The sequence below is a fragment of the Aureimonas sp. CAS genome, from assembly GCF_059838215.1.
Map to the genome: position 1 here is coordinate 1,956,691 of NZ_CM187563.1, position 26,113 is coordinate 1,982,803.

The following is a 26,113-nucleotide window of genomic DNA, read 5'->3' on the forward strand; positions in this document are numbered from 1 at the left end:
ACGCCGCTTCGCGCCCTCTCCATGGGCGTCGCGATCGCCCTCGCCTCGCCCGCCGCAGCCCAGCAGAGCGGCTACACGATCGAGGAGATCGTCGATCAGGGGCACAACTTCTTCGGCGCCACGTCCGGCGGCCTCGCCTCCATGGTGGAGCACGCCTTCCAGCGCTTCGGCCTGCCGAACGGCTACATCCTCGGCGAAGAGGGCGGAGGCGCCTTCATCGGCGGCGTGCGCTACGGCGAAGGCACGCTGTTCACCAAGAACGCGGGCGAGCACCGCGTCTACTGGCAGGGTCCGTCCCTCGGCTTCGACGCCGGTGCCGACGGGGCGCGGATGATGGCGCTGATCTACAACCTTCCCTCAGTGCAGAGCGTCTACGGGCGGTTCGGCGGCGTTTCGGGCAACGCCTACCTCGTCGGCGGCCTCGGCATGACGGTCCTGCAGCGCGACACCGTGACGATGGTTCCCATCAAGACGGGCGTCGGCGCCCGGCTCGGCGTCAATCTCGGCTATCTGAAGATCACCCCCACCCCGACCTGGAACCCCTTCTGAGCACCGGTGGGGGCGCAAATGCCCGGTGACAATCGCGTTTCGGGCCCGGCGCGCTCTTGAGCGGCGGCTCCGATCGTCTATCCTTGCAACCGCAAGGGCACGTCCATAGCTGTTCGACGCGCGCCACAATCGATCCTCGCTCGCGGGACGAGCGGGGCCGCGTCCCGGGAAACGCATGATCGCCACCGGCCTCGTCTTCCTTCTGGGTGCGCTCGTCGCGACGCTTCTCGCCCTCCTGTTCGTCCCCTTCCTGTGGCGCAATGCGCAACGTCTGGCCCGGCGGGACTTCGCGGCGACCATGCCGGCCACGATGAACGAGATCCGTGCGGAGGTCGACCGCGTGCGCGCGGAAGCCGCGATGACGGTGCGGCGCCACGAAATGCTCACGCAGAAGGCCCGCGAGCGGCTGGCGCTGGAGCGCGCCAAGGTCGGACGCCTGACGGCGTCGAACGCGGACTCCCTTTTCCTCAGCGAACAAAGGCAGGGCGAGGCCAACGCGCTTCGCGCGCAGCTCGATGCGCTTCAGCAGCGGGCCGATGCGCTGGACGAAACCCGGATCGAGCTCGAACAGGAGAACGCCGCGCTCCGCGAGGCACTGGCGCAGGCCGAGGCGGACCTGCGCGCTCTGCCCCCGGCTGGCCCCGAGGCCGGGGCGACATCCGGCGCGCCAGATGAATCGTCCGTCTCGCAGGAGCCGGAACAGGCGCGGATCACGGCGGCCACGGCCGCGCTCCTCGCGCTTGCCCGAGACTATCGCCGAGAGCGCAAGCCGGAGCCGAATGTGCCGTCCGGCGAACCCGTCGGGCGCAGCGCCGGCGATCCGGCCGTCGCCGAACTCATGGCGATGGCCAAGGAGCCCGCGCCGACCGACCCGGCCGAGCGCAAGCTGCGCAACGCCAATGTGCGGGAACGCATCGCGGAGCTGGCCTCGCGCTTCCTGCCGAGCGATTCGACGGCTCCCGCCTCCGCGAAAGCGTCCGAGTCTTCGCCGCCCGCTGAGCCGGAGCCCGTCGCGCAGACGTCCCGCAAGGCATCGTCCGGCCCGCGGCCCAAGCGCCGTCGCGGCTCGCAGCGGAACCGCTCGCAGCCGCCGCGCTGACGGGCAGGCACGACGCCGACCCCGACCAGGGGCCGATCACCGAAAGGATCGTCGATGGATCAGCCCGTTCGCGTTTTCGACGGTCACAACGACACCCTGCTGCGGCTTCTCCTCGACGGTTCGGATCAGGCCCTCGACCGCTTCCTGAACGGCGGTTCGGACGGCCACATCGATCTGGAGAAAGCTCGTTCGGGCGGTCTGGCGGGTGGTCTCTTCGCCATCTTCCCGCCTTCGGCCGACATCGCCGCCGTGGTCGACAGGCCGGACGGTGCGCCCCACGATTTTCCCCTGCCGCCGCCCTTGCCGGAAGCCGAGGCGATCCGCACGACCATCGCCATGGCCGCGATCCTGCACCGCCTCGAGCGCCGGTCCGGCGGCCGCCTGAGGATCTGCCGATCGGTCCCCGGGATCGAAGCCGCGATGGCGGACGGCGCCCTCGCCGCCGTTCTCCATGTCGAGGGCGCCGAGGCGATCGGCCCCGATCTCGACATGCTGGACGTTCTCCACGCCGCCGGGCTGCGCTCGCTCGGGCCCGTCTGGAGCCGGCCCAACATCTTCGGCCACGGCGTGCCCATGCGCTACGGCGACACGCCCGATGTCGGAGACGGCCTGACGGACGCCGGAAAGCGGCTGATCGAGCGCTGCGGCGAGTTGCGGATCATGATCGACCTGTCGCATCTCAATCTGAAGGGCTTCGAGGACGTCGCGAACCTCTCGCGCGCGCCGCTGGTCGCGACGCACAGCAACGCCCACGCCGTGACGCCCCATTGCCGGAACCTGACGGACCCGCAGCTGGACATGATCGCGGGCAGCAAGGGGCTGGTCGGCCTGAACTTCGCCACGGCCTTCCTTCGCCCGGACGGGCGGACGGACGCCGACACGCCGCTGGACGACATGCTGCGCCACCTCGACCATCTGCTGTCGAAGCTGGGGGAGGACGGCGTCGCGCTCGGATCGGACTTCGACGGCGCGACGATCCCGCAGGCGATCGGATCGGCGGCCGGCCTGCCGCGACTGGCGGACGCGATGCAAAAGGCCGGCTACGGCGCCGAGCTGATCGATAAGATCACCTGGCGCAACTGGCTTTCGGTTCTGTCGCGCACCTGGGAGCGATAGAGCGCCGTGCGTCCGGTTGGACGCCCAAAGGACGCTCTATCGCTTTGAATCGACGCATCAGGCTTTCCGAAGATCGATTCGGATTTTCGGGCCGATGCTGTAGCACCCTCGCTCTTTCGCGAAGGGCACCGGGGTCGGGCCGCGGCCGAGCGGCGGCCCGCAGACCGTCCGATCAGGCGGCCACCTGACGCAGGGCGTCCACGATGTCGTCCACGACGTTGTGGACGAGGTCGCGGTCGTCCCCTTCCGCCATCACGCGGATCAGGGGCTCGGTGCCGGACGGACGGATCACGATCCGCCCGGATGCGCCGAGGCGCCCCTTTCCGTCCTCGATCGCGCGGCGAACGCCATCGCGCTCCAGCGCGCCGCCATCCGCGATCCGCACGTTCTTCAGAAGCTGGGGCACCGGCTCGAACTTGCGGCAGACCTCCGAGACGAGACCGCCCGTCTTGCGCACCACGGACAGGATTTGGAGGGCCGCCACGAGCCCGTCGCCCGTGGTGCCGAAATCGGACATGACGATGTGGCCGGACTGCTCGCCGCCGAGATTGTAGCCGTGCTGGCGCATGTGCTCGACGACGTAGCGGTCTCCGACCTTGGTGCGCGCGAGCTCGATGCCCTGGCCCTCGAAGAAGCGCTCCAGGCCGAGATTCGACATGATCGTCGCGACCACCCCGCCCGCCGCCAGACGGCCGTCGGCCGCCCAGGCCTCGCCGATGACCGCCATCAGCTGGTCGCCGTCGATGATCTCGCCTTCCTCGTCGACGATCATGACGCGGTCCGCGTCGCCGTCGAGCGCGATGCCGATGTCGGCGCGCACCTCGCGCACCTTTTCCTGGAGCGCGAGCGGATTCGTCGAGCCGCAATTCAGGTTGATGTTCGTCCCGTTGGGCTCGACCCCGATCCGCACGACTTCCGCGCCGAGCTCCCAGAGAACGTCGGGCGCGACGCGATAGGCCGCGCCGTTGGCGCAGTCGATCGCGACGCGCATCCCGTCCAGCGTCAGTTCACGCGGCAGAGTGCGCTTGGCGAACTCGGCATAGCGGTCGCGTCCGCCGTCGTCGTAATGCTTGGCGCGCCCGAGATGCGCGCCGACGGCGAGACGGGAGCTCAGGTCCTGGTCGATCAGCGCGTTGATCTCGGCTTCCACCTCGTCGGAAAGCTTGTAGCCGTCGGGGCCGAAGAGCTTGATCCCGTTGTCGTCGAAAGGATTGTGCGAGGCTGAGATCATCACCCCGATGTCGGCGCGCATGGAACGGGTCAACATGGCGACGGCCGGGGTCGGGATCGGCCCGAGCATCAGGACGTCGACGCCTGCTGCGGTGAAGCCGGCGCAAAGCGCCGGCTCGATCATGTAGCCGGACAGGCGCGTGTCCTTACCGATCACGACCCGGTGCCGGTAGCTGCCCCTTCGGAACGCGAGTCCGGCGGCCATGCCGACCTTCATCGCGATCTCCGGCGTCATCGGATGGCGGTTGGCGCGCCCGCGAATGCCGTCGGTGCCGAAATAGGACTTGGCCATGAACACTCGTTCCCGTTGATCGCCGGAGGGTCTAGCCTTCCGAGCATAGTCCAAGAAGTAAAAACTTGCGTTTGCGCGAAGCGCGGCGTGATCACCGCCACCGCAACACGAAAAGGCCGGCGTCTCCGCCGGCCTTTCACTGTCGTCTCGATTCAGCCGTCAGGCCGAGGGCTGCGGCTCCAGCCCGTCCTCCGGCCGGTCGCGCGGCCCGAGCGGCTTGGCGGTGCCGACCTTGGGAACGGCAGAGCCGCGGCTCGGCGGCGTGTCGTCGCCCATGTCGCGGGCCAGCGGCTTGCCCGCCAGTAGATCGCGAACCTCGTCGCCCGACAGCGTCTCGTATTCGAGAAGGCCGTTGGTCAGCGTGTGAAGCTCGTCGATGCGCTCCTGCAGGACCTGCCGGGCCTTGTTCTCCGCGACCTCGATGATCGCGCGGACCTCCTGGTCGATCAGGCGCGCGGTGTCCTCGCTCATGTTCTGCTGCTGCGAGACGGAGTGGCCGAGGAAGACCTCCTCCTGGTTCTGGCGGTAGCGCAGACGGCCGAGCTTGTCGCTCATGCCGTATTCCATGACCATCGCGCGGGCCATGTTCGTGGCCTGCTGGATATCGTTCGAGGCGCCGGTCGTCACGTTCTCCGGGCCGTAGATGATCTCCTCGGCGGCGCGGCCGCCGAAAATCATCGCCAGACGCGCCTCCATCTCGCTCTTGCGCATGCCGTAACGGTCGCGCTCGGGCAGGTTCATCGTCACGCCCAGCGCGCGGCCGCGCGGGATGATGGTGACCTTGTGCAGCGGATCGTTGCCCGGAACGTGGAGGCCGACGAGAGCGTGGCCCGCCTCGTGATAGGCGGTCAGCTTCTTCTCTTCTTCGGTCATGGCCATGGAGCGGCGCTCAGCGCCCATCATCACCTTGTCCTTGGCGTCCTCGAACTCCAGCATGGTGACGAGGCGCTTGGAGCGACGCGCCGCCATCAGCGCCGCCTCGTTGACGAGGTTGGCGAGATCAGCGCCCGAGAAGCCGGGCGTGCCGCGCGCGATGGTCCGCAGATCGACGTTCGGGGCCAGCGGCACGTTGCGCACATGGACCTTCAGGATCTTCTCGCGCCCGCCCACATCCGGGTTCGGCACCATCACCTGACGGTCGAAGCGGCCCGGACGCAGGAGCGCGGGGTCGAGAACGTCGGGGCGGTTGGTCGCCGCGATGAGGATGATGCCCTCGTTCGCCTCGAAGCCGTCCATTTCGACGAGGAGCTGGTTCAGCGTCTGCTCGCGCTCGTCGTTGCCGCCGCCCAGACCCGCGCCGCGATGACGGCCGACCGCGTCGATCTCGTCGATGAAGATGATGCAGGGCGCGTTCTTCTTGGCCTGCTCGAACATGTCGCGCACGCGACTCGCGCCGACGCCGACGAACATCTCGACGAAGTCCGAACCCGAGATCGTGAAGAAGGGAACGTTGGCCTCGCCCGCGACGGCGCGCGCGGTCAGCGTCTTACCGGTTCCCGGAGGTCCGACGAGGAGGACGCCGCGCGGGATCTTGCCGCCGAGGCGCTGGAATTTCTGCGGCTCGCGCAGGAATTCGACGATCTCCTCGAGGTCGGCCTTGGCCTCGTCGACGCCCGCCACGTCCGCGAACGTGACCCGGCCGTGCGCCTCGGTCAGGAGCTTGGCCTTGGACTTGCCGAAGCCCATGGCCTTGCCGCCCGCGCCGCCCTGCATCTGGCGCATCAGGAAGATCCAGACGCCGAGGATGAGGAGGATCGGACCGAAGGACAGCAGCATCGACCAGATCGGGTTGGTGTTGTCCTGCAGCGGGCTCGCCGAGATCTGGACGTTCGAGTTCTCCAGACGCTGCACGAGGCCGGGGTCCTCCGGCGCGTAGGTCTGGAAGCCCGTCGACTGGTCGTTGTAGGTGCCGGAAATGCGCTGGCCCTGAATGGTCACGGAGCGCACGCGGTTGTTGTCGACCTCGGAGAGGAACTGCGAATACGGGATCTCCCGGGTGTTCGCCTGCTGGCCTCCGTTGGAGAAGAGCTGGAAGAGCGCGATCAGGAGAAGCGCGATGATCGCCCAGAGGGCGAAGTTACGGAAGTTCTGATTCATCGTCCGTCCTGAGACTGCGCCACCACGGGCCGGGCTGTCGCGTCGGCCTGCATGCGCTCCATATGTCGAAGGGGAAGATAGTCAGCCGGAAAATCCTTGCCAACCTGCGAGGGCTCTTTTGCCGCGATTTGGCTAATGGGCTCTGCGCTTTGCAGGTCGCGGGCAAGGCGCCAGGACACGCGCTCCGTCAGACGGAGGGCCCGGACCGGCTCGCGCAGGCGGCGGAGCGCCGCCGGGTGCGCCGCGACCGGCCGACCGTCCCGATCGATGGCGACCGGCAACGCCGCATCGAGGATTCCGCCCCGGCCCAGCGCGCCGAGCGCGACGATGCGGTCCGGGCGAGGCTCTTCCGGATCGAGATCGAAGCGCTCGTCGAAGCAGGTCCCTTCGGCCGTATCGAGCGTCGGCGGTCCGACGCGTCCGAACTCCCGGCTCACGCAGATGTCATCGGGACCGGCCGCCAGCCGGCAGCCGCCGAGCGTCGCGACGAAGCCCCCCTCGCCGCCGGCCAGCCGTTCGGCCAGGCGCAGGACGGACGAGCCGGACGCGGGGCGGGCCGACCCGCCCGCGGCCGACAGGATGCGCGAGAGAAGCGCGATTCCGCCCGCGTCGGGGGCCGCGACGAGCGCGCGCGGAGCCGCGACGAGCCCCCTCGCATCGACGGTGATTTCGCTCAGGCGCCGTGCGACCGCGTCATCGACGGCAACGCGGGCCTCCGCCGCCTCGGCGATGGCGCGAAGCAGCCGGTGACGTTCCGCCGAACTGGCCTCGGCTAGGTGCCGGCGCCAGCGCACCCGCGTATAACGCGGGTCGGAATTGGTCGGATCGCTGGCCCAGGCCAAGCCGCGTGTCCGCAGGCTCGCCACGAGCCGGGCCTTCGGCAGGCCGAGGAACGGGCGCAGAAGCACGAGACCGGGCTCGATGTCGCGACGCTCGCGCATGCCCGCCCGACGCTGGACGCCCTCGCCGCGCTCCATCGCCATGAGATGCGTCTCGATCTGATCGTCCTGGTGATGCGCGGTGACGAGGGCCTGCGCTCCGCACTCCCGCGCGGCGGCGGCCAGCAGACGGTAGCGCCCGTCCCGCGCGGCGGCCGACAGATTGCCGGAGCGAGACCCGCGCCGCCATCGCAGCGTCCGGTGCGGCAGGCCGTAGCGCGCGGCCAGACGACCGACCGCCCTCGCCTCCGCGTCCGCCTCCGGACGCAGGCCGTGATCGACGGTCGCGACGCTGAACCGGCCACCGAGGCGCTCGCGGTTCTCGCCGACGAAGACGAGGAGCGCCAGGGAGTCGGGCCCGCCCGAGACCGCGAGCAGGCGATGACCGGACGAGGACAGGCAACGGCTGAGAAGGCCGTAGGCTTCCTCCGCCCCGACCGGCCAATCGAGGCAGGGTTCGGGCGCGAAGGGTACGGGTGCGCCCAGCGGATCAGCTGCAGCTGGCGGTGCGCTCTTCCTCGCCGAGCTTGCGGCGCACGTTCTCGCTCATCTGCGGGTAGCGGCGCTCGACCTCGGCATAGGTCACGCAGGCGGTGTCGCGGTTGTCGAGGCGCGCGAGCGACATGCCGAGCTTCAGCATCATCTCCGGCGCCTTGCCGCTGTCGGGATGAGCCTTTTGCGCGTTCAGGAACACCTCGGCCGCGTCGCGGAACTTGTTCTGCGCGAAGAGGCTCTCGCCGAGCCAGTAGCGGGCGTCGGCCGCTTCGGCCGAGTCGGGATAGGTGTCCGCGTACCGCCGGAAGGTCTGCTCGGCCAGCTGGTAGTCGCCGGCGAGGAGGTAATTGTAGGCCAGCGAATACATCTCCGCCGGACCGCTCGGGTCGATCGAGGCGACGGTGGAGGACGGGGCAGGCTGCGAGCTGGCGCTGCCCGGCTGGGGCAGGCCGGTCGCGGCCACGCTTCCGAGAATGCTGCCGATCTCGTCGTTCTGCGTGGGCGAGGTCGCGGAGGTCGGCGGCGTCACCGGCGGGAGGCCGAGCGCGAACTCCTGATCGCCGCTGGACGGCGTCCCGGGCACGGGCGCCGCCTCGCTGCGGCGCTCGCCGTTGCCGCCGGAGGACGAGCCGCCTTCCAGATCCTGGAAGCGGAGCTCGTTGTCCTCCTGCGCATTGCGCAGCTGCTCCTGCAATTGCAGGACGAGGAAGGACATCTCCTCGACCTTGCCGGTGAGCCGACGCATCTCCTCCTCCATCTGCGAGATGCGGACGGACGCATCGCTGGACTGGGCGAGGATGACGGGAGCCTCCTGTCCGGACGGCGCACGGGAGTTGCCCCAGCCGAACGGGAGATCGATGGCTGCCGCCGGGGCCGCACCCATCAGGAGAGCGAGGGAGGCTGCGCCGGTCAGGCGCGAAAGGAACTGGGCCATGCCGCTGAACTCCGCTGCGGAGACGGGGTCCTTCCGCCGCTCCGGCGGATCTGGCAGGTACGCCGCTCCTGAAATTCAGGCAAGCCGGGTGAGTTCGTCCAAAGTTTGGCCGCTCGGCCCGACCCGAGGCTCAAACGGAAGCGGGCCGCGTCAGCGGCCCGCAAAGGCAACAGCTGTTGCCGAATTGCCTCAGGAGCCGGCGCCGGAGAGCACTGTCACCGCGCGGCGATTCTGCGACCAGCAGGAGATGTCGTCGCAGACCGCGACGGGCCGCTCCTTGCCGAAGGAGATCGTGCGCATGCGGTTCGGCGCGACGCCCTGGGTGGCGAGGAAGTCGCGGGTCGCGGCGGCGCGGCGGGCGCCCAGCGCGATGTTGTATTCGCGCGTGCCGCGCTCGTCGGCATGGCCTTCGATCACGATCGCATAGGCCGGATACTGGTTCAGCCAGCGGGCCTGGTTGGCGAGGGTCTGCTGGGCGTCGGCGCGGATCGAGGAGGAGTCCGTGTCGAAGAAGATGCGGTCGCCGACATTGACCGTGAAGTCCTGGCTGGAGCCCGGAGCGGCCGAACCGCCCGCGCCGCCGAGACCACCGGCACCGCCCATGCCGCCCGGCCCGCCGAGGCCGAGACCGGCCGCGTTGTCGGGGAGCGTCTGGTTGCGGTTGGCGCAGCCCGCGATCATCAGCGTCGCGGCGAGAACGAGTGCGATGCGGCCGGACGGCCCCGAGGCGAGACGGCGCATGGCCTGCTCCTTGAAAACGATGGATTCGCGTAAGGCGGTCTTTACCATGACGAGGATTAACGGCCCGTCAACGCTGGCGGATTCCCTAGCGATCCAGAACGGGAACCCGGTGCCGCGATTGACGCGCGATTGAGTCCGCACCGCGGCAGATCGCGCTCGAACGACGAAAGGCGGGCACGAGGGCCGCCTTTCGTTCAGCCTCGCGAAAGCTTCGGTCAGTCGAGCGCCGGCGACCAGGCCGGGTCGGAGCCGAAGTTCGGCGTCGCCACGCGCTGCTCGTTCCGCCCGGTCAGGTCGATCGAGTAGAGCTGCGGGCCACCCGCCCCCTGCGCGTCGCGGAAGAACATCAGGACGCGTCCGTTCGGAGCCCAGGTCGGCCCCTCGTTGTGGAAGCCCGAGGTGAGGATGCGCTCGCCCGAGCCGTCCGGCCGCATCACGCCGATCTGGAACTGCCCGCCCGACTGCTTGGTGAAGGCGATCAGATCGCCCCGCGGGCTCCAGACGGGCGTGTTGTAGGAGCCCTGGCCGAACGAGATGCGCTGCTGGTTCGAGCCGTCGGCGTTCATCGTGTAGATCTGCGGGCGCCCGCCCCGGTCGCTTTCGAAGGCGATGCGGGTGCCGTCCGGCGAGTAGGACGGCGAGGTGTCGATCGCGTTGGTCGAGGTCAGGCGCGTCGTGGCGCGCGAGCGCAGATCCATCGCGTAGATGTTGGACGCCGCGTCCTGCTGCAGGCTCATGATCACGCGCTGCCCGTCCGGGGAGAAGCGCGGCGAGAAGGTCATGCCGGGGAAGTTGCCGACGATCTCGCGCGCGCCCGTCTCCAGCTGGAGAAGGTACACGCGCGGCTCGCCCTGGCCGTAGGACATGTAGGTGATTTCCTGCCGGCTCGGCGAGAAGCGCGGCGTCAGCACCAGATCGCGCCCGTCGGTCAGGTAGCGCACGTTCGCGCCGTCCTGGTCCATGATGGCGAGCCGCTTGAGGCGCTGTTCCTTCGGGCCGGTCTCGTCCACGAAGACGACGCGCGTGTCGAAATAGCCCTTCTCGCCCGTCAGCCGCTCGTAGATCGCGTCGGAGATGATGTGGGCGATGCGGCGCCAATTGTCCGGGTTGGCGTAGAACTGCTGCCCGTCCAGCTGGCTCTGGTTCACCACGTCCCAGAGGCGGAACTCGACGCGCAGCCGCCCGTCGGCCTCCGGCGTCACGCGTCCGGCGACCAGCGCCTGCGCGTTGATGACGGTCCAGTCCTGGAACCGGGGCGTCGTGTCCGGTCCGACGTCGCGCTGGATGAACGCCGCCTGGTCGATCGGCGCGAAGAGGCCCGAGCGCTGCAGGTTCGAGCGCACCACGTCGACGATCTGGCTGCCGAGCTGATTCGACGACTGGAACGGCGGCAGCGCGATCGGCAGCGGCTGGATGTTGCCCTGCGTGATGTCGATCTCGATCTGGGCGTGCGCCGGCGCGGCATAGCCTGCGACGGCGGCCGTCAGAGCGAGCGCGGCGGCCAGCGTCCGGATGGTGGTCTTCATGGGTCAGTCCCCTTGGAAACGTTTGTCGCGCGCGCCGTCTTCGCGCGCCGCCGCGGGCCTTCGTCGGTCGAACTCGTGCGGCCGCCCTCGCCGGGCGGCCGAGCCTGTCGTCAGAACATCTCGCTCGGATCGAAGTTGATCTGCACCTGGCTCCAGGTCTCGTACTTCTCAATCGGGAGATTGTATGGCGCGCAGCGCCGGATCGCCCGCAGCGCGGCCTCGCCGGCCACGCGCTCGATGGTCGAGGCGCCGCCACCGGACACGATGGTCGGGACACCCTGGAGCGCCCCGGAGGGATCGAGCTGCATCTGGATCGAGATCCGCAGCGAACCGGCTTCGGAGACCCCGGCAGGCGGGCTCCAGCAGCGCTGGATCTGGCCGCGAAGCGCGTCGAGCTCGCTCTGCGTCAACCGCTCGCCCGTCGAGCGGGTGTTGCCGATCGCCGCCTGCGTCTCGGACCGGCGCGCGCCGCCGCCTGCCGATTCCTGCCGGTTCAGGAGCGCCGCGATCTCGTCGGCGTCGAACTCCGGCTCGGAATCGTTCGCGGCCTGGGCGGTCTGCGTCTCGCGCGGGGTCTCCTGCCGCTCCGGCGTCGGGGTCGGCGGCGTCTCGCGCACCGGCTCGGCCTGCCGCACCGGCGGCGTCGGGCGCGCCTGCGGGGCCGGGATGTTGCGCGGCGTCGGCTCGGGCTCGGGCGCGGCCTCCGCGACCTGCGGGGCGGCCTCGTCGATGACGGGCTCCGGCTCCGGCGCGGGTTCCGCGACCTCCGGCTCGGCGGGAGCGGGCTCGGGCTCCGGTTCGGCGACGGGCTCGGGCGCGGGCGCGGGCGCGGGCGGCGGCGGAGGGGGCGGCGGCGCCTCGGCGGTCGCCGTGTTCACCTGCTCGCGCGGCGCCGTCACGGGCCGCGGGGGCGAGGCCAGGTCCACCTCGTTATCGCCGACGTTTTCCGCTGGCATCGGCAGCGTCTCGGGCGTCTCCGTCGGAGCCGGCGCAGGCGTCTCGGCGGCGTCGGCCTCCCGCTCGCCCTGCACCATGGTCGTGAACTCCTCGATCGACACGACCTCGACCGGCAGGGACTCGCCGGTGGTCATGTCGAGCTCGCGCGCGCCGCCGAACGACCACAGCCCCCAGGTCAGGAGCACGGCATGCAGCGCGGTGGAGGTTGCGAAGGACTTCATGGGATCGCGGTCAGCTGCCCGACTCGCTCGCCGTGACGAGGCCGATGTTGCGAAAGCCGGCGGACGAGATTCGCGCCATGACGCGCATCACGGTGCCGTAGTCGGTCGCCTGATCGCCGCGCACGAAGATGCGCTCGTCATAGCCGGCCATGCCGATCGCCTGGAGCTGGGCCACAACGTCTTCGGCCGCGACCGGCGTGTCCTGGATGAAGATCGAGCCGTCCTGCTGGACGGAGATGGTGATCGGCTGCGTGTCGGAATTGAGCGCGCGAGCCGCCGTCTCGGGCAGCTGCAGCGGAACGCCGACCGTCATCAGCGGCGCGGCGACCATGAAGACGATGAGGAGCACGAGCATGACGTCGACGAAGGGCGTGACGTTGATCTCGCTCATCGGCGCGCGGCGACGACCGCCGCCGCGCCGACGGCGCCCTCCTCCGGACGATGCTGCTGTGCCTGCGGACATGCCCATGGCGAACGGCTCCCTGGCTTCGCTCGGCGCTCAGCGCGCCTGCGAGCGCTCGTCGATCTGACGCGACAGGATGGCGGAGAACTCGTCCGCGAAGGCCTCGAGGCGCGCCCCGATCCGCCCGGCGTCCGCCGTCAGCTTGTTGTAGGCGACGACGGCGGGAATGGCCGCGACGAGGCCGATGGCCGTGGCCAGAAGCGCTTCCGCGATGCCGGGCGCCACGACGGCGAGGCTCGTCTGCTCGGAGGCGGCGATCGCCTGGAACGAGGTCATGATGCCGACGACCGTGCCGAAGAGGCCGACGAAGGGCGCGGCCGAGCCGACGGTCGCGAGAAAGCCGAGGCGCGATTCCAGCCCGTCCATCTCGCGCGCGATGGTCACGTCCATCGCCTTCTCGATGCGCTGCTGAAGGCCGATCGGCGAGCGTGCGCCCTTCTCGAAGCTCTTCTTCCATTCGCGCATGGCCGCGACGAAGAGCGCGCCCATGCCGCTCGTCTTGCGGTCGGCGAGCGTGTGATACAGCTCCTCCAGCGACTGGCCGGACCAGAAATTGCTCTCGAACTTGTTGAGCTGGCGGCTGAAGGCCGCGTAGCGCATCCACTTGTCGAAGATGATCGTCCAGGTCCAGACCGAGGCCGCCACCAGACCGATCATGACCAGCTTGACGATGAAACCGGCCTGCCAGAACAGTCCGAGAAGCGACATGTCATGGCCTGGCGCAGCAAGCGCCGTCTGGGCGACTTCGTTCATGCCTTGTGGTCCCTCGAAAGATCGGCGGCTTCGCGTCGGAACGAAGCCGGGCAGGCGTTGAAGTGATCGTCGGAAGGAAGCCTCGCATGCGAGGCATTCCGCCCTGCCGCCGCACGTCGCCCCCGGCCCCTCCCTTCACCTTCGATTCCGGTGAAAGAATGGCGTCGGGCGCTCGCTGCGGCACCGCACAATCATCGGACCTTAAGGTTAACAGGCGGTTAGCGGACGCTCTTCAGGCGTCGGACGCGGGAGGCCCGAGCCGTTCCGCGACCGCTGGCGGCATTCGGCGCGGCTTGCCCTCGGGCGAGATGACCGCAACCTTGACCGAGGCCGTCACGAGGACCGTTTCGCCTCTGGATATGCGCTGGTCGAGGAGGACGCGCGCGCCGCCGAGCAGACGCGTACGGGTCTCCACCGTCAGCACGTCGTCGATGCGGGCGGGCGCGAGAAAATCGATGTGCATGTGCCGGACGGCGAAGGCCATCGGCTCGCCGAACCGGCCGTCCATCAGCTCGCGATGGCCGATGCCGTGAAGGCGAAGATAGTCGGTCCGCCCGCGCTCCAGGAAGTGCAGGTAGCGCGCGTGATAGACGACGCCGGAAAAGTCCGTGTCCTCGAAGTAGACGCGCACGTCCAGCCGGTGCCCGCCCTCAATGAGGCGGCCGGCGAGCCCCCCGCCCGCTTCGTTCGTGGAATGCTCTCGCGTCATCGCCCCGCGCATAGAGGAATGTCGGCCGTCTGTCATGGGCACGCGGCCCTTGCGGCTGCCCGCCTCCGCCCTCGAAGACTACTCGTCGAAGAGCGCGCCCTGCGCCCCCTGCCATCCGCCCGGCACGGCGAGCCCGAGATGGCGGAACGCCTGCGCGGTCATCATCCGGCCGCGCGGGGTGCGCTGGATGAAGCCCTGCTGAAGGAGATAGGGCTCGACGATGTCCTCGATGGCGTCGCGCGGCTCCGACAGCGCGGCGGCGATCGTCTCGATCCCGACCGGGCCGCCGCCGAAGCTCATCGCGATCAGGTCAAGATAGCGTCGGTCCAGTTGGTCGAGACCGAGGCTGTCGACCTCCAGCCGCGAGAGCGCTTCGTCGGCGATGCGACGGTCGACGATCGCCGCGCCTGCGACATCGGCGAAATCGCGCACGCGCCGCAGCAGCCGCCCGGCGATGCGTGGCGTGCCGCGCGAACGCCGGGCGATCTCGCGCGCGCCGTCATCGCCCATGGAAAGGCCCATGAGCCGTGAGCCGCGCCGTACGATGTGCTCCAGTTCCTCGACCGTGTAGAAGTTCAGCCGCACGGGAATGCCGAACCGGTCCCGCAGCGGCGTCGTCAGGAGCCCGATGCGGGTCGTGGCCGCCACCAGCGTGAACTTCGAAAGATCGATCTTCACCGATCGCGCGGCCGGTCCCTCGCCGATGATGAGGTCGAGCTGGAAATCCTCCATCGCGGGATAGAGGATCTCCTCCACGGCCGGCGACAGACGGTGGATCTCGTCGATGAAGAGAACGTCGCGCTCTTCCAGATTGGTGAGCAGCGCGGCCAGATCGCCGGCCTTGGCGATCACGGGACCGGAGGTGGAGCGGAAGTTGACCCCCAGCTCCTTCGCCATGATCTGCGCCAGCGTCGTCTTGCCAAGTCCCGGCGGGCCGACGAAGAGCACGTGATCGAGCGCCTCGCCCCGCGTGCGCGCCGCCTCGATGAACACCTTCAGGTTCGCGCGCGCGGCCGCCTGCCCGACGAAATCGTCGAGCCGCTGAGGACGCAGCGTGACGTCGATGTCCTCGCCCCGCTTCTCCGGGCTGATGATGCGTGTGCCGTCGCTCATGAGCGGAGGGCTTCGCGGTCGCGGGCCGACCTGTCAACGGCTCTCATCGGCTGAGCGCCTTCAGCGCCAGCCGGATGAGCGTGGCCGACGAGGCGCCCTCGCCCGCCTCCTTCACGCCCTGCGCGACGGCGCCCGCCGCCTGATCGCGCGAGTAGCCGAGATTGGCGAGCGCGGAGACCGCGTCCGCGACGGGGGCCGAGGCGACGCCCTCCCCGATGTCGCGCTTGAGGCCGAAGGACGCGATCTCGCCGGCGCCGGAGAAGGCCGGCGCCTTGTCCTTCAGTTCGGCGACGATGCGCGCGGCGACCTTCGGCCCCACGCCGGGCGCGCGGGCGACCATCGCCTTGTCCTGAAGCGCCACCGCGTTAGCGAGATCGCCCGCCGACAGGGTTCCGAGAACCGCGAGCGCGACCTTGGCGCCCACCCCCTGAACGTTCTGGAGCAGACGGAACCAGCCGCGCTCGGATTCGCTGGCGAACCCGTAGAGCCGGATCATGTCCTCCCGGACATAGGTCTCGACGAAGAGGATCACCGCCTCGCCGACCGTCCCGATCGAGCCGAGCGTGCGCGCGCCGCAGAAGGCGACATAGCCGACGCCGTGGACATCGACGACGACGTGGTCCTCGCCGATCTCGTCGATCGTACCCTTCAACTTGCCGATCAAGGATGGGTCTCCGGGCAGATGATGTTGAGGTCCGGGAAATAGGCGCGGTAGCGGCCCGCGTCCCGCGTCAGAAGGCGATGGCCGGCGACGAGGGCATGGGCGCCGATCAGGAAGTCCGGCAGGGTCCGGTCGCGCCGCCCGCCGCGCTGGCGGTAAAGACGATGGGCCTGCCCAGCCGGGAACGCGGCGGCGAAGGGGAGCGGTTCCGCGACGGGCTGCAGCCATGCCACCCGCTCCCAGAGCTCGCCTTCCCGAGGCATACCGAACGCAAGCTCCGCCCAGACGACGGCGCTGAGAACGAGGGGACCTGTCTGGCTGGCGTCCAAGACCGCATTCCGCGACGCGTCCGAAAAAGGACCGCCGCCGAGAAAGTCGATCAGGATGTTGGTATCAAGAAGGGTCGATGTCATCGCGGGGTCCACGAAGCCAGTCAACATACTCCTTGCCGTCCATTCCCATCGTATCGATCGTTCCCCTCATGCGTTCGACATGGCGATCGAACCATTCGCGAAACTCTTCGGGGTCCTGCGGCCGCTCGTCCTCGGCCTTCGTGCGAACGAGCTGGACGACATTGTCCTTTTCGACGAACTCGACCTCGCTGCCCGGCACGATGCCGAGCTTGTCCCGAATGGCCTTGGGGATCGTCACCTGCCCCTTTTCCGTCACGCGCATGGCGGCTCCGAGCGAGTAATACCAGTCGGTATTACCTAACGGTGAGCGAAGAACAAGTCAAGAACACCGCATTCGGGCGTCAAGCGTTCGCCAGCCGCGCCCGGCCGATCGCGGACTGGCGATGATGGGTGTGGCAGATGGCGATAGCGATGGCGTCGGCCGCATCGTCGGTGTCGAATTCGGCCTTCGGCAAAAGCACCTTCACCATCATGTGAATCTGCTTCTTCTCGCCGTGACCGACGCCGATCACCGCCTTCTTCACGGCGTTCGGCGCGTATTCGGCGACCGGCAGGCCCGCGAGCGCCGGCACGAGCATGGCGATGCCCCGCGCCTGCCCGAGCTTGAGCGTCGCGGCCGCGTCCTTGTTGACGAAGGTCTGCTCCACCGCCGCCTCGTGCGGCTTCTGCTCGTGCACGACCGCCGACAGCCCGTCATGAAGCTGCCGCAACCGGGACGCGAGATCGAGATCGCCGTCGGACGTGACGGTGCCGCTGGCGACGAAGCGCAACGAATTGCCGAAGGTCTCGACGACACCCCAGCCGGTGCGGCGCAGGCCCGGATCGATTCCGATAATGCGGATGACGCCCTCCTGAAACATCTTCTTAACCTTTCGCATATCCGAACATGCGAGGGTTAGACAGACAAATCATGAACGAAGCGGAAACGAACTCAACGCGCGGACATCTCGGACGGCCTTCAAAAAGGACATGATCGCGCGGTCTTCTGAACGCCATCGACGCGAGGACCTTCGAATGCACGCCTGGCCTTCCCTTTCCATGCTCGCGGTCCTCGCAGCCTTCACCCTCCAGGGCGCCCATGCTCAGGAGGCTCCTGGCGCGGCGCCGGACTTTGCCGCCGCCATCGAGCGGGCCAACGCCTTTCCCAATCTGCGCACCCTTCTCGTCGCGCAGGACGGCGAAACGCTCGTGGACGAAGGGTTCGGCGGCTATCGGACGGACCGGGCCGCGAACATCAAGTCCGCATCGAAATCCGTGATCTCGGCGCTTGTCGGCATCGCCATCGACAAGGGCGTCCTCGAAGGACCGGACCAGAAGATCGCCGATTTTCTCGAGGACGAGTTCCCCGGCGAGCCGGATCCCCGCCTCTTCGAGATCACGATCGGAAACCTCCTCTCGATGCAGGCCGGGCTGGAGCGCACCTCGGGCGGCAATTACGGCGCCTGGATCTCGTCGCGGAACTGGGTTCGCGACGCGCTCGGCCGTCCCTTCGAGGACGAGCCCGGCGGACGGATGCTCTATTCCACCGGATCGACCCACCTTCTCTCGGCCATTCTCACCGAAGCGTCCGGCCGCCCGACGCGCGAGCTCGCCCGCGAATGGCTCGGCCCCGCCGGCATCCCGGTCGCGGGCTGGGAGCGCGATCCGCAGGGCATCGATCTTGGCGGCAACCAGACGGCCATGACGCCGCAGGCGCTCCTCGCCTTCGGCGAGCTCTACCGCAACGGCGGCGTCTCGATGGAAGGCGAGCGCATCCTCTCGCAGGACTGGATCGACCGGTCCTGGACGCCGCGAACCCGCTCGCGCTTCCACGACGGTCGCTACGGCTATGGCTGGTTCATCGACACGCTCGCCGGGCACGAGGTCTTCTACGGCTGGGGCTACGGCGGACAGATGATCTATGTCCTGCCGGACCTCGAACTCACCGTCGCCATCACCTCGGACGAGACGCTGCCCTCGGGGCGCGGCGGCTATGTCCGCGACCTCCACCGCCTCGTCGAGGAGACCATCGTCCCGGTCGCGGAGGAGCGCATGAGGGATCGGACCCCGAACGCGGCCGGCTGAGGAGGGTCAGAGAGCGCCGTTCGAGCGGAGGAGATCCTCGATGGTCATCTCGGCGGGCGCGGGAGCCTGGACGGACGCTGAAACGGCGGCCGGCGAAGGCGCGACAGGGCGCGGCGCCGACGCCACCTGCGCGCCGGCCGTCCGGGCGGACTGTCGCGCGCGCACCTGTTCCTGCGTCACGGAGGCGTCGCGGCGCTTTTCGTAGAAGGCATTGCCGCCGGCGATCGCGACATAGTGCATGTTCGAATAGGGGAACGAGTAGCCGGCGGTGTGGAAGAACATCGAGCGGCCGCCGACCTCGCCGTGACGCGCACCGCGCATCACCTTCGCGGCCGTCTGGAAGGCGAGGTCGCGCCCCCGCTCCATCGGTCTGGAAAGGACGCCGGGCGCGAACTGGTTCTTCTGGCCGACCACCTCGCAGATCGTGCTCGGAAACTGCGGCGAGGCGACGCGGTTCATGACCACCGTTCCGACGGCGACCATGCCCTCCTCGCTCGACCGGTTGGATTCGAAATACATGGCGCGCGCCATGCACTCCTGCTCGCTCATACGCTGGGGCTTGTTCGCGCAGGCCGCGAGAAGAGCGGCGCAGGACAGCGCCGCAAGCACCGAAACCGTGCGGTTCATCGCGTCGATCCGTTGGATGTCGTCGCCGCGATCATCGCCCACAGGCGTTAAGGTCCTGTTGACGATGCCAATTGCGGACAGCGCCCGGTCATCCCCCGGAGGCCGACTCGTCCGCTTCCTCGGCCTCGCTCCGGCATTCCCGCAGCCAGACGTCGTAGACCGGATGCTCGAGCGCGTTGAGACCGGGCGAATCGGCGAACATCCAGCCCGTGAAGATGCGGCGGATGTCGCGGTCGAGCGTCACCTCGTCGATCTCGACGAAGGTGTCGGTCTTCGGCGTCTCCTCGGGCGGCGCCGTGTAGCAGGCGCGCGGCGTGACCTGCAGCGCCCCGAACTGGCGGGTCTCGTCCACATGCACGTCGAAGGACGTGATGCGCCCGGTGATCTTGTCGAGACCGGAGAAGACCGCGATGGGGTTTTCCACGCGGGGCGGCGGGGCCGGCGCGGCGGCGGGCGGAACGCCCTGCGAGAACGGCGCGAGCTGCGTTCCCTCCGGCGCCTCGAAGCCTCCGGGAAGGCCTTGCGGAGCGTCCTGCGGCTGTTCGAAACCGTCCGGGGGTGCCTGTTCGGGCAGCGGATCCAGCGGCGCCGGCTGATAGGGGTCGAGCGGCGCCTGCGAGGGATCGATCGGCGCGGGCTCGTAGGGATCGACCGTCAGCGGAGCGCCACTGAACGGATCGATCGGCTGGCCCCAGGGGTCCACCTGCGCGCCGGCCTGTCCCGGCGCCAAGGCCGCCAGCGTCAATGCGGCGGCCGCGATCCCCAGTCTCATCTCGAACTCCAACCGAAAGCGGAGAAATCTGCCCCGGTAACGCGCCCCCAATGTGGCGGCCGTCTCAGGGCAGCCAGGCGTCGTAGTCGCCGGTAACGCGCGGGCGCTCGCCCGTGTTGAGCAGCGAACCCTTGGGCCGATAGGCGCGGGCCGTGCCGGTGTGGTTCACCTCGTGCGGCTTCTGCCACTCGCGCGGAACATAGTTCTCCCGCGAGGGTGGCGTGTCCGTGCGGTGATGCATCCAGCCGTGCCAGCCCGGCCCGATGGCGGAGGCTTCGGCCGGGCCGTTGTAGATCACCCAGCGGCGCTTGCCGCCCTCGGACTGGTAGTAGACGTTGCCGCGCTCGTCCTCGCCCACCCTTTCGCCGAAGCGCCAGGTGTGAAAGCGCGTTCCGATCGTCTGCCCGTTCCACCACGTGAAGATCTGGGTCAGCCATTCCCACGTCTTCGAGGTCTTCGTCATCGGTCCGTCCACGGATGGCAGCGCCGGGGCCGCCCTAGAGTTCGATGGTTTCGGCGCGACTTATGGGCCGGACGCCGCCCAATGTCCATCGCGCTCGCTTCTCCGGCCTCAGGCCGAGTTGCGGACCTTGTAGCGCAGCCAGACCGCACCGCCCTCGATCACCTCGTGCGACATCAACTCGATCCCGGAGACCGGGGCCTTGCCCGCTTCCTCCGCCCCGTGGAACATCGAAGGCGCGCCCTCCCGCCCGTCCACGGCCGGCGCGATGACGACGCTGATCTCGTCGACGAGCCCGGCTCGCAGGAATGCGCCGTTCGCCCCGCCGCCGCCTTCGATGAGCAGCCGGTCAAGGCCGAGCAGGGACCCGAGCTTCGACAGGGTGAGTGCGAGATCGACCTCGTCGCGTCCCGCGAAGATGTAGGACACGCCGTCGGCGCGAAGTCCGGCGAGGTGCGAATCGGACACCGCCTCCGTGAGGACGACGACGATCGCGTCGCCGCCGATCTCCTTCATGCCCCAGGCGATCTTGCCGTGGGCGTCGAGGACGATGCCGTAGCTGGCGGCGCCCTTGGCGACGATGTGGTCTTCGCGCGGAAAGGTCTCGGACGTCTGCGGATAGGCCTCGCCCCTGGCGAACTCGTCGCCCGTCACACGCCCGACGATCCAGGAGCCGCCGCCGAGCTGGTTGTCGTGAACGCTCTCGAACAGATCGCCCATGTCGATGCCGCCGGGAGCCCAGCGGCTGCCGAGCGTTCTGCCGTCGATGCTGGTCACCATGTGGCAGATCGTGTGAGGGCGCATGCGGGAATCTCCGATTGGCAAGGGGTGCGAGCAAAAGGCGCGCGACCCGAACGGAGTTCCGACCTGTCCGCCCGTCAGGCGATGCGCTTTTCCAGGAGCGCCACCGTCACCGAACGGCCGCTGCCCGGAAGGATGTGCGCGGTCTCGCCAACGGAGGAGAAGCCAAGCCGCTTCCAGAAGGCCATCGCGCCCGTATTGGCCGTCTCGACCTCAAGCCGGAAGCGGCTGGCCTCGAAGAAGGAGTTTTCCATTTCGGAATAGAGGTCGGTTCCGATCCCGAGCCGCTGGTCGTCGGGATCGACATAGAGCTGGTGCAGGAAGACGCTGGAGCCGTCCGGCTTGCCCGCCGCGGCGAACGCCATCCCGGCGATGCGCCGCCCGTCGTCCGCCACGAGGAACTCGCCGGCCGGTCGCGCCAGATTGACGGCGAGCGCGGAGGGCGAATGCCATTCGGCGGTGATCGCCGCCACGTCCGCCTCCCCGTAGAGCGAATCATAGGTCGCGTGCCAGCACCGCCCCAGAAGCTCCGACACCGCCTTCAGGTCCGCCGCACCCGCCGTGCGGATGAAGAAGGTCATTCGAGGCCGAGCTTGGCTTTGACGAGGTCGTTGACGGCCTGGGGGTTGGCCTTGCCGCCGGTCGCGCGCATCACCTGACCGACGAACCAGCCGGCGAGCGTCGGCTTGGCCTTCGCCTGTTCGACCTTGTCCGGGTTCGCCGCGATCACCTCGTCGACCGCCTTCTCGATGGCGCCCGTATCGGTGACCTGCTTCATGCCGCGCGTCTCGACGAGCTCGCGCGGGTCGCCGCCCTCGGTCCAGACGATCTCGAAGAGGTCCTTGGCGATCTTGCCGGAGATCGTGCCCTCGCGCACGAGATCGAGGATCGCGCCCAGCTGATCGGCCGAGACCGGCGTCTCCTCGATCCCCTTGCCCGACTTGTTCAGCGCGCCGAGGAGATCGTTGATGACCCAGTTCGCCGCCTGTTTCGCCTCGCGGCCGGATGCCACCTTCTCGAAGAAGTCGGCGATCGCCTTCTCGGACACGAGGATCGAGGCGTCGTAGGCCGAGAGGCCGGACGCGATCAGCCGCTCGCGCTTGTCGTCCGGCAGTTCGGGCAGTCCGGCTTCCAGTTCGGCCACGAAGGCGTCGTCGAACTCCAGCGGCAGAAGGTCCGGGTCGGGGAAGTAGCGATAGTCGTGCGCGTCCTCCTTGGAGCGCATGGAGCGGGTCTCGCCCTTCACCGGGTCGAACAGGCGCGTCTCCTGGTCGATCGTGCCGCCGTCCTCGATGATCGCGATCTGGCGCCGCGCCTCGGCCTCGATCGCCTGGCCGACGAAGCGGATCGAGTTGACGTTCTTGATCTCGCAGCGCGTGCCGAAGGCGCCGCCGGGCTTGCGCACGGAGACGTTGACGTCGGCCCGCATGGAGCCCTCGTCCATGTTGCCGTCGCAGGTGCCGAGATAGCGCAGGATCGTGCGCAGCTTGGTCAGATAGGCGCGCGCCTCGTCCGCCGAGCGGATGTCGGGCTTGGAAACGATCTCCATCAGCGCCACGCCCGAGCGGTTCAGATCCACGAAGGACATGGACGGATGCTGGTCGTGCATCGATTTGCCCGCGTCCTGCTCGAGATGCAGACGCTCGATGCCGATCTCGATCTCGTCGAACTCGCCCTTGGAGTCCGGCCCGACCGAGACCTTGACGATCCCCTCGCCGACGATCGGGTCCTTGAACTGCGAAATCTGGTAGCCCTGCGGGAGGTCCGGATAGAAGTAGTTCTTGCGGTCGAAGACCGAGCGCTTGTTGATCTGCGCCTTCAGTCCGAGGCCGGTGCGCACGGCCTGGCGCACGCACTCCTCGTTGATGACGGGCAGCATGCCGGGCATCGCCGCATCGACGAGCGAGACGTTCTCGTTCGGCCCCTTGCCGAACCGCGTGGACGCACCGGAGAAGAGCTTGGCCTCGGACAGCACCTGCGCGTGCACCTCCATGCCGACGATGATCTCCCACTCGCCGGTGGCGCCGGGGATGAACTTTTTCGGATCGGGAGTGCGGGTGTCGACGATGGTCATGGATGGCGGCCTTGCGGGCGAAAACTCGTGGTCGAACGGCTAAGGGAAAGTCGGTGTCGCTTCAAGCGTCCTTGCGAACGGTTCAAAGCCGTCGCCCGGCGCGCTATCTTGGAAGGCGACAGAGGAGACGACCGACATGAACGTGCAGTCTCTCGACCGGCGGACCGATCCGACCCCGTACTTCGATACGATCGAGGCCTTCTTCGACTGGAGCGACCGAAGGGAAGAGAAGTACGAGCTGGTGGACGGAGTGCCGCGCTTGCTGCCGAATGTTCGACTGAATCACATGCGGGTCGTCGTGGACCTCACGGCACTTCTGGCCGAACAGCTCGACATGGACGAGTTCGAACCGACCATCGGCGACTTCGCGGTCGAGGTCGGTCCGCGGTCCGTCCGCTATGCGGACATTATGATCATCCCCGCCGGCAAGCCGGGACGCAGCCTCCGGACGTCGGACGCGATCGTTCTCTTCGAAGTCCTGTCGGATTCGACGATGCACGTCGATTTCGGCGCCAAGCTCGGAGAGTACCAGCGTCTCGACAGCCTCTCCACTTACCTGATCCTCGACCAGAACCAGCCGAGGGTATGGCGCTGGAGCCGGCAGGACGACGGGAAATGGCCGAACGAACCGGCCATTCTGACCGAAGGTACGATCGAACTGGAGCGCCCGACGCTCAGCCTTCCGCTCGAACGGATCTACGCTCGCATCCGACCTGACGGCTGAGCGCTCACCACCATTTCGAAGGGCTGAACCGCCCGGCCGCCTTCTCGATGACCGAAGCCGTCGCGAACAGCGTCTCCTCGTCGAAGGGCCGGCCGATCAGCTGAAGCCCGAGCGGCAGCCCCTTCTCCGACAGGCCGGCGGGAACGGCGATGCCGGGCAGGCCGGCCATGTTCACCGTCACCGTGAAGACGTCGTTCAGATACATCTTCACCGGATCAGAGTTCATCTCCTGGTCCGCGATGCCGAAGGCGGCCGACGGCGTCGCGGGCGTCAGCAGCGCATCGACGCCGCTTTCGAAGACGGTCTCGAAGTCGCGCTTGATCAGCGTGCGGACCTTCTGGGCCTGCAGGTAGTAGGCGTCGTAATAGCCGGCCGAGAGCACGTAGGTGCCGATCATGATGCGGCGCTTCACCTCGCGGCCGAAGCCGGCCGCGCGGGTGTTCTCGTACATCTCGGCGATGTCGCGGCCGGGCACGCGCAGGCCGTAGCGGACGCCGTCGTAGCGCGCCAGATTCGAAGAGGCCTCGGCGGGCGCGACGATGTAATAGGCCGGCAGGGCGTATTTCGTGTGGGGCAGCGAGACCTCGACGATCTCGGCGCCCGCCTCGCGCAGCCATTCGATGCCGCGCTCCCAGACGGCATCGATCTCGCCCGGCATGCCGTCGACGCGATACTCCTTCGGGATACCGATCCGCAGCCCTTTCACGGAGCGACCGACCGCCGCCTCGTAGTCCGGCACGGGACGATCGACCGAGGTCGTGTCCTTTTCGTCCACGCTCGCCATGGATTTCAGAAGGATCGCCGCGTCGCGGACGTCGCGCGCGATGGGACCAGCCTGATCGAGCGAGGAGGCGAAGGCGACGATGCCCCAGCGCGAGACGCGACCGTAGGTTGGCTTGATGCCGACCGTCCCGGTGAAAGCCGCCGGCTGGCGGATCGAGCCGCCCGTGTCCGTCGCGGTGGCGCCGGCGCACAGATGCGCCGCGACGGCCGCCGCCGAGCCGCCGGACGAGCCGCCCGGCACGAGATCGGCGTTCGAGCCGGCGGCGCGCCAGGGATTGACGACCGGACCGTAATGGCTCGACTCGTTGGACGAGCCCATGGCGAACTCGTCCATGTTGAGCTTGCCGAGCATCACCGCGCCGTCGGCCCAGAGATTGGCGGTGGCGGTCGATTCGTAGCGCGGCTCGAACTTGTCGAGGATATGCGAGCAGGCCTGGGTGTGGACGCCCTGCGTGGCGAACAGGTCTTTCACGCCGAGCGGGATGCCCTCCAACGCGCCGCCCTCGCCGCGGGCCAGCCGCTCGTCGGAGGCCGCCGCCATCTCCGTCGCGCGCGACTGCGTCACCGCGACATAGGCGTTCAATCGCTCGTTGGCGGCTTCGATCGCGCTCAGATAGGCGTCGGTGAGCTCCCGTGCGGAGACATCCTTGGCGCGAAGCTTGTCGCGGGCCTCGGCGATGGTGAGAGCGGTCAGATCGGTCATCGGGTCGCTTCGAAGTCTGGAGTATGATCCGGCGTCCGCGCAGCGGGAACCAGCAGCTTTTCGTAGAAGGCGCAATACGGATTGTCCGGGTAGTCGCCGAACGCGCCGCACCGCTGGAAGCCCGCGCGCTCATAGGCCTTTCGGGCCGCGTGATAGTCGAGGCCGGTCTCGAGCGCGAGGCGCGAGAACCCGGCCTCCCGCGCATGCGCCTCCACCGTGGCGATTAGGCGAGCGGCAAGGCCCGTTCCGCGCGCGGCGGTCCGGACATAGAGGCGTTTCACCTCCGCCAGACCCTCGCCCAGCTCGCGGATGGCGCAGCAGCCGAGCGCCTCTCCGCCCGACCGCGCGACGAAGACCGTCGTCTCGGGCCCGGCCATCTCCTCGGCCGTCATCGGAAAGTTGAACTCGTCGGGCGTGTCGGGCTCCTGCTCGCGCATCGCCGCGTCGAGCTCGGCGATCATCGCCCGTACATCGTCCTGCAGCGGCGTCTCCTGCGAGATCGTCACGCTCATTCGACGACCTTCGGCACCATGAAGAAGTGGTCTTCTGTGGCCGGCGCGTTGGCGACGACGTCGTCCGCCTTGTTGCCGTCCGTCACCACATCCTGGCGCTTGCGCATTTCCATCGGGATGACCGACGTCATCGGCTCGACGCCGGAGACGTCGACCTCGCCGAGCTGTTCGACGAAGCCGAGGATGGCGTTCAGCTCGCTCTGCATGGACGCCACCTCGTCCTCGGTGACGGCGATGCGGGCGAGCTTGGCGACGCGGCGGACGGTGGCGGTATCGACGGACAAGA

29 protein-coding genes are annotated in these 26,113 nt (G+C 68.6%); 5 read left to right on the top strand and 24 right to left on the bottom strand.

Features of this window, described 5'->3' with window-relative positions; all coding sequences use genetic code 11:
- Positions 1-21 precede the first annotated feature (21 nt).
- From AC6R2M_RS09505 to AC6R2M_RS09515, 3 genes are all read left to right on the top strand, one after another.
- Positions 22-549 (top strand): DUF1134 domain-containing protein, encoded by a 528-nt coding sequence (locus AC6R2M_RS09505; RefSeq protein WP_500487550.1) that lies wholly within the window; start codon positions 22-24, stop codon positions 547-549.
- A gap of 175 nt (positions 550-724) precedes the next feature.
- Positions 725-1,648: a hypothetical protein gene (locus AC6R2M_RS09510; protein ID WP_500481535.1), complete on the top strand. Its 924-nt coding sequence runs from the start codon at positions 725-727 to the stop codon at positions 1,646-1,648.
- 54 nt (positions 1,649-1,702) lie between these two features.
- Positions 1,703-2,764: a dipeptidase gene (locus AC6R2M_RS09515; RefSeq protein ID WP_500481537.1), complete on the top strand. Its 1,062-nt coding sequence runs from the start codon at positions 1,703-1,705 to the stop codon at positions 2,762-2,764.
- A gap of 172 nt (positions 2,765-2,936) precedes the next feature.
- On the opposite strand, the gene glmM is transcribed toward AC6R2M_RS09515, so the two are convergent.
- From glmM to ruvC, 15 genes are all read right to left on the bottom strand, one after another.
- Positions 2,937-4,286 (bottom strand): phosphoglucosamine mutase, encoded by a 1,350-nt coding sequence (glmM, locus tag AC6R2M_RS09520; RefSeq protein ID WP_500481539.1) that lies wholly within the window; start codon positions 4,284-4,286, stop codon positions 2,937-2,939.
- Between the two features lie 159 nt (positions 4,287-4,445).
- Positions 4,446-6,383 carry an ATP-dependent zinc metalloprotease FtsH gene (gene ftsH, locus AC6R2M_RS09525; protein ID WP_500481541.1) on the bottom strand — a complete coding sequence of 646 codons (1,938 nt, stop codon included), beginning with the start codon at positions 6,381-6,383 and terminating at the stop codon, positions 4,446-4,448.
- The gene (tilS, locus tag AC6R2M_RS09530; protein ID WP_500487551.1) at positions 6,380-7,807 is read right to left on the bottom strand and encodes a tRNA lysidine(34) synthetase TilS; all 1,428 of its coding nucleotides are present in this window, start codon (positions 7,805-7,807) and stop codon (positions 6,380-6,382) included. Before tilS ends, ftsH begins: the two co-directional genes overlap by 4 nt.
- 4 nt (positions 7,808-7,811) lie before the next feature.
- Entirely contained in the window at positions 7,812-8,750 is a 939-nt protein-coding gene (gene ybgF, locus AC6R2M_RS09535) for a tol-pal system protein YbgF (protein ID WP_500481543.1), read from the bottom strand.
- Between the two features lie 189 nt (positions 8,751-8,939).
- The gene (gene pal, locus AC6R2M_RS09540) at positions 8,940-9,491 is read right to left on the bottom strand and encodes a peptidoglycan-associated lipoprotein Pal (protein WP_500481545.1); all 552 of its coding nucleotides are present in this window, start codon (positions 9,489-9,491) and stop codon (positions 8,940-8,942) included.
- Between the two features lie 215 nt (positions 9,492-9,706).
- Positions 9,707-11,017, bottom strand: coding sequence for a Tol-Pal system beta propeller repeat protein TolB (tolB, locus tag AC6R2M_RS09545; RefSeq protein WP_500481547.1), 1,311 nt, complete (start codon positions 11,015-11,017; stop codon positions 9,707-9,709).
- A gap of 110 nt (positions 11,018-11,127) precedes the next feature.
- A complete protein-coding gene (gene tolA / locus AC6R2M_RS09550) occupies positions 11,128-12,195 on the bottom strand; it encodes a cell envelope integrity protein TolA (protein WP_500481549.1) in 1,068 nt (355 codons plus the stop codon).
- Positions 12,196-12,205: 10 nt separating this feature from the next.
- On the bottom strand, positions 12,206-12,664 hold the full coding sequence (tolR, locus tag AC6R2M_RS09555) for a protein TolR (RefSeq protein WP_500481551.1): 459 nt from the start codon (positions 12,662-12,664) through the stop codon (positions 12,206-12,208).
- Positions 12,665-12,694: 30 nt separating this feature from the next.
- Positions 12,695-13,411, bottom strand: coding sequence for a protein TolQ (gene tolQ, locus AC6R2M_RS09560; protein ID WP_500481553.1), 717 nt, complete (start codon positions 13,409-13,411; stop codon positions 12,695-12,697).
- A 232-nt stretch (positions 13,412-13,643) separates the two neighbouring features.
- Positions 13,644-14,120 carry a tol-pal system-associated acyl-CoA thioesterase gene (ybgC, locus tag AC6R2M_RS09565; RefSeq protein ID WP_500481555.1) on the bottom strand — a complete coding sequence of 159 codons (477 nt, stop codon included), beginning with the start codon at positions 14,118-14,120 and terminating at the stop codon, positions 13,644-13,646.
- A 78-nt stretch (positions 14,121-14,198) separates the two neighbouring features.
- Positions 14,199-15,233 carry a Holliday junction branch migration DNA helicase RuvB gene (gene ruvB / locus AC6R2M_RS09570; protein ID WP_500481557.1) on the bottom strand — a complete coding sequence of 345 codons (1,035 nt, stop codon included), beginning with the start codon at positions 15,231-15,233 and terminating at the stop codon, positions 14,199-14,201.
- A 43-nt stretch (positions 15,234-15,276) separates the two neighbouring features.
- On the bottom strand, positions 15,277-15,897 hold the full coding sequence (ruvA, locus tag AC6R2M_RS09575) for a Holliday junction branch migration protein RuvA (RefSeq protein ID WP_500481559.1): 621 nt from the start codon (positions 15,895-15,897) through the stop codon (positions 15,277-15,279).
- Positions 15,894-16,307, bottom strand: a complete 414-nt coding sequence (locus AC6R2M_RS09580) for a type II toxin-antitoxin system VapC family toxin (protein ID WP_500481561.1) — start codon at positions 16,305-16,307, stop codon at positions 15,894-15,896. Before AC6R2M_RS09580 ends, ruvA begins: the two co-directional genes overlap by 4 nt.
- On the bottom strand, positions 16,288-16,569 hold the full coding sequence (locus tag AC6R2M_RS09585; protein ID WP_500481563.1) for an AbrB/MazE/SpoVT family DNA-binding domain-containing protein: 282 nt from the start codon (positions 16,567-16,569) through the stop codon (positions 16,288-16,290). The genes AC6R2M_RS09580 and AC6R2M_RS09585 overlap by 20 nt, the downstream gene beginning before the upstream one ends.
- A gap of 79 nt (positions 16,570-16,648) precedes the next feature.
- The gene (gene ruvC / locus AC6R2M_RS09590; protein ID WP_500481565.1) at positions 16,649-17,167 is read right to left on the bottom strand and encodes a crossover junction endodeoxyribonuclease RuvC; all 519 of its coding nucleotides are present in this window, start codon (positions 17,165-17,167) and stop codon (positions 16,649-16,651) included.
- 154 nt (positions 17,168-17,321) lie between these two features.
- On the opposite strand from ruvC, the gene AC6R2M_RS09595 reads away from it, so the two are divergent.
- Entirely contained in the window at positions 17,322-18,371 is a 1,050-nt protein-coding gene (locus AC6R2M_RS09595; RefSeq protein WP_500481567.1) for a serine hydrolase domain-containing protein, read from the top strand.
- A 6-nt stretch (positions 18,372-18,377) separates the two neighbouring features.
- Here AC6R2M_RS09595 and AC6R2M_RS09600 read toward each other — a convergent pair whose 3' ends face one another.
- The 6 genes from AC6R2M_RS09600 to gatB all read right to left on the bottom strand — a co-directional run bounded on the left by AC6R2M_RS09600 (position 18,378) and on the right by gatB (position 23,105).
- On the bottom strand, positions 18,378-18,998 hold the full coding sequence (locus tag AC6R2M_RS09600) for a cell wall hydrolase (protein WP_500481569.1): 621 nt from the start codon (positions 18,996-18,998) through the stop codon (positions 18,378-18,380).
- Positions 18,999-19,086: 88 nt separating this feature from the next.
- Entirely contained in the window at positions 19,087-19,770 is a 684-nt protein-coding gene (locus AC6R2M_RS09605) for a DUF2155 domain-containing protein (RefSeq protein WP_500481571.1), read from the bottom strand.
- A gap of 64 nt (positions 19,771-19,834) precedes the next feature.
- Entirely contained in the window at positions 19,835-20,233 is a 399-nt protein-coding gene (locus AC6R2M_RS09610; protein WP_500481573.1) for an NADH:ubiquinone oxidoreductase subunit NDUFA12, read from the bottom strand.
- A gap of 108 nt (positions 20,234-20,341) precedes the next feature.
- Positions 20,342-21,034 (bottom strand): dihydrofolate reductase family protein, encoded by a 693-nt coding sequence (locus AC6R2M_RS09615; RefSeq protein WP_500481575.1) that lies wholly within the window; start codon positions 21,032-21,034, stop codon positions 20,342-20,344.
- A gap of 74 nt (positions 21,035-21,108) precedes the next feature.
- Positions 21,109-21,612, bottom strand: a complete 504-nt coding sequence (locus AC6R2M_RS09620; protein ID WP_500481577.1) for a GNAT family N-acetyltransferase — start codon at positions 21,610-21,612, stop codon at positions 21,109-21,111.
- Positions 21,609-23,105 (bottom strand): Asp-tRNA(Asn)/Glu-tRNA(Gln) amidotransferase subunit GatB, encoded by a 1,497-nt coding sequence (gene gatB / locus AC6R2M_RS09625; RefSeq protein WP_500481578.1) that lies wholly within the window; start codon positions 23,103-23,105, stop codon positions 21,609-21,611. Before gatB ends, AC6R2M_RS09620 begins: the two co-directional genes overlap by 4 nt.
- Positions 23,106-23,241: 136 nt before the next feature.
- Between gatB and AC6R2M_RS09630 the strand changes: the two genes are divergently transcribed.
- Positions 23,242-23,829, top strand: coding sequence for a Uma2 family endonuclease (locus tag AC6R2M_RS09630; RefSeq protein WP_500481580.1), 588 nt, complete (start codon positions 23,242-23,244; stop codon positions 23,827-23,829).
- A gap of 4 nt (positions 23,830-23,833) precedes the next feature.
- Here the strand turns inward: AC6R2M_RS09630 and gatA are convergent, their stop codons facing one another.
- Genes gatA through gatC form a run of 3 tightly spaced genes read right to left on the bottom strand, consistent with a single transcriptional unit; the run spans position 23,834 to position 26,111 of the window.
- Positions 23,834-25,315 carry an Asp-tRNA(Asn)/Glu-tRNA(Gln) amidotransferase subunit GatA gene (gene gatA, locus AC6R2M_RS09635; RefSeq protein ID WP_500481582.1) on the bottom strand — a complete coding sequence of 494 codons (1,482 nt, stop codon included), beginning with the start codon at positions 25,313-25,315 and terminating at the stop codon, positions 23,834-23,836.
- Positions 25,312-25,827: a GNAT family N-acetyltransferase gene (locus AC6R2M_RS09640; RefSeq protein ID WP_500481584.1), complete on the bottom strand. Its 516-nt coding sequence runs from the start codon at positions 25,825-25,827 to the stop codon at positions 25,312-25,314. Before AC6R2M_RS09640 ends, gatA begins: the two co-directional genes overlap by 4 nt.
- Entirely contained in the window at positions 25,824-26,111 is a 288-nt protein-coding gene (gene gatC / locus AC6R2M_RS09645; protein ID WP_500481585.1) for an Asp-tRNA(Asn)/Glu-tRNA(Gln) amidotransferase subunit GatC, read from the bottom strand. Before gatC ends, AC6R2M_RS09640 begins: the two co-directional genes overlap by 4 nt.
- Positions 26,112-26,113 lie beyond the last annotated feature (2 nt).

Excerpts from the sequence above, each read along its gene's own strand:
- AC6R2M_RS09600 (WP_500481569.1), bottom strand. The coding sequence starts at position 18,998 with ATGAACCGCACGGTTTCGGTGCTTGCGGCGCTGTCCTGCGCCGCTCTT.
- tolR (WP_500481551.1), bottom strand. The coding sequence starts at position 12,664 with ATGGGCATGTCCGCAGGCACAGCAGCATCGTCCGGAGGAGGGCGCCGT.
- AC6R2M_RS09640 (WP_500481584.1), bottom strand. The coding sequence starts at position 25,827 with ATGAGCGTGACGATCTCGCAGGAGACGCCGCTGCAGGACGATGTACGG.
- gatB (WP_500481578.1), bottom strand. The coding sequence starts at position 23,105 with ATGACCATCGTCGACACCCGCACTCCCGATCCGAAAAAGTTCATCCCC.
- glmM (WP_500481539.1), bottom strand. The coding sequence starts at position 4,286 with ATGGCCAAGTCCTATTTCGGCACCGACGGCATTCGCGGGCGCGCCAAC.
- AC6R2M_RS09515 (WP_500481537.1), top strand. The coding sequence starts at position 1,703 with ATGGATCAGCCCGTTCGCGTTTTCGACGGTCACAACGACACCCTGCTG.
- AC6R2M_RS09605 (WP_500481571.1), bottom strand. The coding sequence starts at position 19,770 with ATGAGACTGGGGATCGCGGCCGCCGCATTGACGCTGGCGGCCTTGGCG.
- AC6R2M_RS09585 (WP_500481563.1), bottom strand. The coding sequence starts at position 16,569 with ATGCGCGTGACGGAAAAGGGGCAGGTGACGATCCCCAAGGCCATTCGG.
- tolA (WP_500481549.1), bottom strand. The coding sequence starts at position 12,195 with ATGAAGTCCTTCGCAACCTCCACCGCGCTGCATGCCGTGCTCCTGACC.
- AC6R2M_RS09505 (WP_500487550.1), top strand. The coding sequence starts at position 22 with ATGGGCGTCGCGATCGCCCTCGCCTCGCCCGCCGCAGCCCAGCAGAGC.
- AC6R2M_RS09610 (WP_500481573.1), bottom strand. The coding sequence starts at position 20,233 with ATGACGAAGACCTCGAAGACGTGGGAATGGCTGACCCAGATCTTCACG.
- AC6R2M_RS09595 (WP_500481567.1), top strand. The coding sequence starts at position 17,322 with ATGCACGCCTGGCCTTCCCTTTCCATGCTCGCGGTCCTCGCAGCCTTC.
- tolQ (WP_500481553.1), bottom strand. The coding sequence starts at position 13,411 with ATGAACGAAGTCGCCCAGACGGCGCTTGCTGCGCCAGGCCATGACATG.
- gatA (WP_500481582.1), bottom strand. The coding sequence starts at position 25,315 with ATGACCGATCTGACCGCTCTCACCATCGCCGAGGCCCGCGACAAGCTT.
- ftsH (WP_500481541.1), bottom strand. The coding sequence starts at position 6,383 with ATGAATCAGAACTTCCGTAACTTCGCCCTCTGGGCGATCATCGCGCTT.
- AC6R2M_RS09630 (WP_500481580.1), top strand. The coding sequence starts at position 23,242 with ATGAACGTGCAGTCTCTCGACCGGCGGACCGATCCGACCCCGTACTTC.
- tolB (WP_500481547.1), bottom strand. The coding sequence starts at position 11,017 with ATGAAGACCACCATCCGGACGCTGGCCGCCGCGCTCGCTCTGACGGCC.
- ybgF (WP_500481543.1), bottom strand. The coding sequence starts at position 8,750 with ATGGCCCAGTTCCTTTCGCGCCTGACCGGCGCAGCCTCCCTCGCTCTC.
- AC6R2M_RS09620 (WP_500481577.1), bottom strand. The coding sequence starts at position 21,612 with ATGACCTTCTTCATCCGCACGGCGGGTGCGGCGGACCTGAAGGCGGTG.
- ybgC (WP_500481555.1), bottom strand. The coding sequence starts at position 14,120 with ATGACGCGAGAGCATTCCACGAACGAAGCGGGCGGGGGGCTCGCCGGC.
- ruvC (WP_500481565.1), bottom strand. The coding sequence starts at position 17,167 with ATGTTTCAGGAGGGCGTCATCCGCATTATCGGAATCGATCCGGGCCTG.
- AC6R2M_RS09580 (WP_500481561.1), bottom strand. The coding sequence starts at position 16,307 with ATGACATCGACCCTTCTTGATACCAACATCCTGATCGACTTTCTCGGC.
- AC6R2M_RS09615 (WP_500481575.1), bottom strand. The coding sequence starts at position 21,034 with ATGCGCCCTCACACGATCTGCCACATGGTGACCAGCATCGACGGCAGA.
- AC6R2M_RS09510 (WP_500481535.1), top strand. The coding sequence starts at position 725 with ATGATCGCCACCGGCCTCGTCTTCCTTCTGGGTGCGCTCGTCGCGACG.
- pal (WP_500481545.1), bottom strand. The coding sequence starts at position 9,491 with ATGCGCCGTCTCGCCTCGGGGCCGTCCGGCCGCATCGCACTCGTTCTC.
- ruvB (WP_500481557.1), bottom strand. The coding sequence starts at position 15,233 with ATGAGCGACGGCACACGCATCATCAGCCCGGAGAAGCGGGGCGAGGAC.